The 5517-nt window shown below is 73.0% G+C and carries 5 protein-coding genes; all 5 read right to left on the reverse strand.

Annotated elements, in window-relative coordinates; translation table 11 throughout:
* Positions 1-113 precede the first annotated feature (113 nt).
* Positions 114-1169: a hydrogenase expression/formation protein HypE gene (hypE, locus tag I73_RS17945; RefSeq protein WP_022981878.1), complete on the reverse strand. Its 1056-nt coding sequence runs from the start codon at positions 1167-1169 to the stop codon at positions 114-116.
* Positions 1170-1175: 6 nt separating this feature from the next.
* Entirely contained in the window at positions 1176-2318 is a 1143-nt protein-coding gene (gene hypD, locus I73_RS17950; protein ID WP_026096903.1) for a hydrogenase formation protein HypD, read from the reverse strand.
* Positions 2319-2386: 68 nt separating this feature from the next.
* Complete coding sequence (locus I73_RS17955; protein ID WP_022981880.1) at positions 2387-2626, reverse strand: HypC/HybG/HupF family hydrogenase formation chaperone; 240 nt, start codon at positions 2624-2626, stop codon at positions 2387-2389.
* Positions 2627-2650: 24 nt separating this feature from the next.
* Positions 2651-5059, reverse strand: a complete 2409-nt coding sequence (gene hypF / locus I73_RS17960; protein WP_022981881.1) for a carbamoyltransferase HypF — start codon at positions 5057-5059, stop codon at positions 2651-2653.
* Positions 5060-5089: 30 nt separating this feature from the next.
* On the reverse strand, positions 5090-5517 hold a 428-nt coding region (gene hypB / locus I73_RS17965; protein WP_022981882.1), incomplete at its 5' end, for a hydrogenase nickel incorporation protein HypB.

Consider the following 5517-nt stretch of genomic DNA (forward strand, 5'->3'; position numbering starts at 1 on the left):
TGGCCTGTTCTGCGCAACCCATGGAGGAGCCCCGGCTCAGCCGGGGCGGGGGACATGGAGCAGAGCAGGCCGGCAGCCCCCTCCCGCGGCCACGCCAACCCTCCCAAAGAAACTCAGCAGATCCGAGGCAAAGGCTCCCCCGACAACCAGTCCACCACCCGCTGCCCGCCAAAGCGCGTGCGCATCTGCACGAAGTGGTGGGGGTCTTCCTGCACCGTGCCGATGCGGGCGGCCTTCCCCCCCAGCGGATGGGCGCGCAGCGTGGCCAGGGCCGTGTCGGCCACCTCGGGTGCGACGATGGCGATCAGCTTGCCCTCGTTCGCCAGGTAGAGCATGTCCAGGCCCAGCAGCTCGCAGGCCGCGTCCACCTGGGGCTGGATGGGCAGCAGGGCCTCGTCCAGCATCATGCCCACACCGGACTGGCGGGCGATCTCGTTGAGCGTGGTGGCCAGGCCGCCGCGGGTGGGGTCGCGCAGCGTGCGCACCGCGCCTTCGGGCACGGCCGCCAGCAGGGCCGCCACCAAGGTGTGCAGCGCCGCGGTGTCGCTCACCACTTCGCTGTCGAAGGCCAGCGATTCGCGCTGCGACAGCACCGCCACGCCATGGTCGCCCAGCGTGCCGCTGACCAGCACCACATCGCCCGGCCGTGCATTCGCCCCGCCAATGTGCCGGCCCGCCGGCAGCAGGCCCAGGCCGGTGGTGCTGATGAACACGCCGTCGCCGTGGCCTTGTTCCACCACCTTGGTGTCGCCGGTCACGATGGGCACGCCGGCCTCGCGCGCCGCGGCGGCCATCGATTCGACGATGCGCTTCAGGTCTGCCAGCGGAAAACCCTCTTCCAGGATGAAGCTGGCCGACAGGGCGGTGGGCGTGGCGCCCATCATGGCCACGTCGTTGACCGTGCCGTGCACCGACAGGCAGCCGATGTCGCCGCCGGGGAAGAACAGCGGCGAGATCACATGGCCGTCGGTGGCCATCACCAGGCGTTGGCCGGGCGGCACGTCCAGCACCGCGCCATCGTTGCCCTCGCGCAGGGCCGGGTTGTCAAAGGCGCGGGCGAACAGCTCCTCGATCAGCTGCAGGCTGGCGCGGCCACCGGCGCCGTGGTTCATGTCCACGCGGCCCTGCTTGAAGTCCAGCGGGCGGATGTAGTCGGTTCTTTGGGTCATGGCGGGTCAGGCGGCGACGATGGCGATGTCTCGAAACCGGCCGTAGGCGTAGTGGGCGGCGCAGGCGCCTTCGGAGGACACCATGCAGGAGCCCATCGGGTTGTCGGGCGTGCAGACGGTGCCGAAGAGCTTGCAGTCGGTGGGTCGCTTGACCCCACGCAGGATGGCGCCGCACTCGCACTGCTTGTGGTCGGCCACCGGGCGGTAGTTCAGACCGAAGCGCTTCTCGGCGTCGAAGGCGGCGTAGGCTGGCTTCAGGCGCAGCGCGCTGTAGGCCACCTCGCCCAGGCCGCGCCACTCGAAGCTCTCGCGCAGCTCCAGCACCTCGGCCACCACCGCCTGCGCGGCATGGTTGCCTTCGCGGCTGACGGCGCGGGTGAACTCGTTCTCCACCTCCGCGCGGCCCTCGTTGACCTGGCGCACCAGCATCAGGATGGCCTGCATCACGTCGAGCGGCTCGAAGCCGGCGATGACCACCGGCTTGCGGTAGTCGCGGGCAAAGGCCTCGTAGGGGGCCGAGCCGATCACGATGCTCACATGGGCCGGGCCGACGAAGCCGTCCAGCGCCACCGCGTCGCCCCATTGCTTGGCTTCGGGTGCGTCCAGGATGTGGGCGATGGCGCCGGGCGTCAGTACATGGCAGCACAGCACGCTGAAGTTCTTCAGCCCTTCCTGTGCGGCCTGCTTGACGACCAGCGCGGTGGGGGGCGTGGTGGTCTCGAAGCCGATGGCGAAGAACACCACCTCGCGCTCGGGCTGCTGGCGGGCGATCTTCAGCGCGTCGGCGGCCGAATAGACCATGCGGATGTCCGCCCCGCGGGCCTTGGCCTTCATCATCGACAGACCCCCGCTGGCGGGCACGCGCATGGTGTCGCCATAGGTGCAGACGATGGCGCCACGCTCCAGCGCCAGGCCGATGGCCTGGTCGATGCGGCCGATGGGCAGCACGCAGACCGGGCAGCCGGGGCCGTGGATCATGCGCAGATTGGGCGGCAGCAGCTCGGCCACGCCGTAGCGGGCGATGGCGTGCGTGTGGCCGCCGCAGAACTCCATGAAGCGGTAGTCGCGGCTGGGCTGGGCCTCGGCGCGGATGCGCGCGCCGATCTGCTGGGCCAGGGCGCCATCGCGGAATTCGTCCACGTACTTCATGCCGCGCACATGGGAGCCTTCGGCTTCGCCTGCGGTGCGAGCGCCCTTCGGGGCGGCCGGGCGGGCGCTCATGCCGCTTCTCCGGCTTGTTGTGAGGCTTCCAGCTCGGCGAACAAGGCCAGCGTGCGCTCGGCCTCTTCGGGGTCCAGCAGGCCGATGGCGTGGCCGACGTGGACGATCACATAGTCCCCGACCTGGGCCTCGGGGGTCAGGGCGATGGAGACGGTCTTGCGCACGCCGCCCAGGTCCACCAGGGCCTGGTCATCGGGCAGGCGCTCCACCACGCGGGAGGGCAGGGCAAGGCACATGGTCGGGGGTCCTTCTCAGCGAAATCAGCGGGAACGGTTCAAGGCGGCCAACGCGATGGCGGCCTGGCCCAGGCTCAGGCCGCCATCGCCGCAGGGGGCCTGGGCGGCCTCCAGCACGGTGAGGCCCAGCGCCTGCAGGGCCGGCACCACGGCCTGGCGCAGCGGGCGGTTGATCCAGCAGCCGCCGCCCAGGGCGACGGTGTCGAGCTGCTGGGCGCGGGCATGGTGGTCCACCCAGGCCACCAGCGCGGCGGCCAGGCTGGCGTGGAAACGGGCGGCGGCCTCGGCCTGGGCGGTGGCGGTGTCGATCCGGCTGTCGGCCAGCGCGCTCCACAGGCCACGCAGGTCCAGCACGCCGTGGGCGTCCAGCGTGAAGACATCGGCCCAGGGCGTGGCCGGGCCAGGGTGGCGCAGCGCCAGGGCCTCCAGCCGCATCGCGGCCTCGGCCTCGTGGCCGTTGTGGTGCACGCCGGCCAGCAGTGCGGCGGCGGCGTCGAACAGGCGGCCGGCACTGGCGGTGGCCGGGCAGTTCAGCCGGCGGTCCAGCACCGTGCCCAGCGAGCCGGCCAGCGGCTCGGCCGCGAAGCGTTGGGCGATCTCGCTGCCGCGGCCCAGGGTGTGCAGCAGGGCGGCGCCCAGGCGCCAGGGCTCGCGAGCGGCGCGGTCGCCACCGGGCAGGGGGAGTGCGGGCAGGTGGGCCAGGCGGGTGAACGCAGCGTTCGTCCCCTCACACCGCAGCAGCTCGCCGCCCCAGGGCTGACCATCGCTGCCCAGGCCCACGCCGTCCAGCACCAGGGCCAGGGCGGGGCCGTGCTGGCCATGTTCGGCCAGCACGGCGGCCGCATGGGCGTGGTGGTGCTGCACCGGCACGGTGGGCACCTGCCAGGCCTCGGCCAGTGCCTGGGCGTGGGCGGTGCTGAAGAAGTCGGGGTGCAGGTCGTGCGCCACGGCCTGCGGGCGCACGCCCAGGAAGTCCTGCAGCCGGGTCACGGCCTCCACCAGGCCCTGCCGGCTGGCCGCGCTGCCCAGGTCGCCCAGGTGGGGCGAGACGAAGGCCTCGTTGCCGCGGGTCAGGCAGACGGCGGCCTTGAGGTAGCCGCCGGTGGCCAGCACCGGGGGCGCATCGGCCGGCACGCCGGGCAGGGCGATGGGCTCGGGCACCTGGCCCCGGGCGCGGCGGATGAAGGGGAAGAACGGACGGCCCTGGGCATCGCGGCCCAGCGGGCGGCGCACGCTGTCGTCGGCCCGGGCCAGGATGGCGCGGTCGTGCACCAGCAGCGCGTCGGCCAGGCCGCCGAGCTTGGCCACGGCCTCGGCCTCGTCCACCACCAGTGGCTCGCCGCCGGGGTTGGCGCTGGTCATCAGCAGCAGCATGGGCTGTTCGGTGTGGCGCCAGGCCGGGTCCGCGGGGCGGCCGGCCAGTTCGTGCAGCAGCAGCCAGTGCAGCGGGTTGGACGGCAGCATCAGCCCCCACTCGTCCAGACCGGGAGCGATGGCCGGGTGGGCCGCGGCCACGCCGGGCCGGCAGGGCAGCAGCACGATGGGGCGGGCGGGGCTGGCCAGCAGGGCGGCGCTGTCGTTGCCCAGTTCAACCCAGCGGCGGGCGCTGGCCGTGTTGGTCACCAGCAGGGCGAAGGGCTTGCTGGCGCGCTGCTTGGCTGCGCGCAGGCGTTGCAGCGGCGCGGCCTGGGTGGCGTCGGCCACCAGGTGGTAGCCGCCCACGCCCTTGACGGCCAGCACCTGGCCGGCGCGCAGGCGCTGCGCCGCCTCGGCCAGCACGGCGTCGGTGCGGGCGTCGGCAGAGAGCAGCACAGCCCCATCGGGCGCCCACAGCGCGATGCGCGGGCCGCAGCGCGGGCAGGCCACCGGCTGGGCGTGGTGGCGGCGGTCCTGCGGGTCGGTGTACTCGGCGGCGCAGTCCGGGCACATCGGGAAGTTGGCCAGTGCGGTGTTGGGCCGGTCGTAGGGCAGGCGTGCGGTCAGCGTGAAGCGCGGGCCGCACTGGGTGCAGTTGATGAAAGGGTGGCGCCAGCGGCGGTTGCCAGGGCTGAACAGCTCGTCCAGGCAGGCCTCGCAGGGGGCGGTGTCGGGCGGCAGCGTGGTGGTCAGCGCCTGAGGGGCCGTGGCGCGGCTGGGCTGGATCACGAAGCCGGCTTCATAGGGCTGCACCGCCAGCGGCAGGCGCTGCACGCGTTGCACCCGGGCCAGCGGCGGCGGGTTCCGCTGCAGTGCCTCATCGAAGGCGGCCAAGGCTTCGGCAGGGCCCTGCAGCTCGGCCTCCAGGCCCTGGCCGTCGTTGCGCACCCAGCCGCTCAGGGCCAGGCGGCGGGCCTGCTGCGCCACCCAGGGCCGAAAGCCCACGCCCTGCACGGCACCCTCCACCCGCAGGCACAGGCGCTGCAGGGCGGCGGTGGGGGCAAGCACGGCGTTCATGGGCGGTCGGGCGCGGGCAGTTTTGGCGGGTCAGGCCTTGGCGGCGAGCTGCGCTTCCAGCTCGGCCACGCGGGCCTTGAGCCGGGCCAGCTCATCCGCCGCAGGCGCGGCGGCCTCGGCCGGGGCCTCCAGCGGCTGCAGCAGCCAGTCCAGCCAGGCATCCAGGCCTTCGCCGCTGCGGGCCGAGACCAGCAGCACCTCGATGCCCGGGTTCACCCGGCGGGCGTACTCGATGCACTTGGGCACGTCGAAGTCCAGGTGCGGCAGCAGGTCGGTCTTGGTCAGCACCATCAGCCGCGCGGCGGCGAACATGTCCGGGTACTTGATGGGCTTGTCCTCGCCCTCGGTGACCGAAAGGATGGCCACCTTGGCGCGCTCGCCCAGGTCCCACATGGCGGGGCAGACGAGGTTGCCGACGTTCTCGATGAACAGGACCGCACCGTGGGGGTGGTCATGGT

This window comes from Ideonella sp. B508-1 (assembly GCF_000333615.1).
In the GTDB taxonomy this organism is placed as follows: domain Bacteria; phylum Pseudomonadota; class Gammaproteobacteria; order Burkholderiales; family Burkholderiaceae_C; genus Ideonella.